At 73.2% G+C, this 384-nt stretch carries 1 pseudogene; it reads left to right on the top strand.

The window, feature by feature from the left end:
- Window positions 1–384 (top strand): annotated as a pseudogene (locus tag AC01Y6_RS10915) (helicase-related protein); the annotation flags it as partial.

Genomic DNA, 384 nt, shown 5'->3' with positions numbered 1-384 from the left:
CCATCGCCTCGGTTCCCTCATCGCCTACCGCGGGCGCCCGTGGATCCTGGCCGATCGGGAGGGCGACCTCCTCTACCTCCGCCCCCTGGGGGGCGAGGAGCTCCTCCCCGTGCGTCTGGACCTCGTGGCGGCCCTCCGCGAGGTCCTCCCCCACGAGGACCTCTCCCCGGCTTCCTTTCCGCCCCCCAAGGCGACTCCACTGGCTTCGCCCCAGGAGTTCCGCCTCTTCCTAGAGGGGGCGAGGCTTCTCCTCCGGGACGGCACCGCTCCCCTGAGGAGCCTGGGCCGGGTGGGGGTGCGCCCCAGGGCCTACCAGCTCGTCCCCCTCCTCATGGCCCTGAGGCTCCACCCCGTGCGCCTGCTCATCGCCGACGACGTGGGGGT

The organism is Thermus sp., assembly GCF_056332225.1.
Note: the sequence above shows the minus strand (reverse complement) of the source record. Positions and strands in the feature narration are given on the sequence as shown.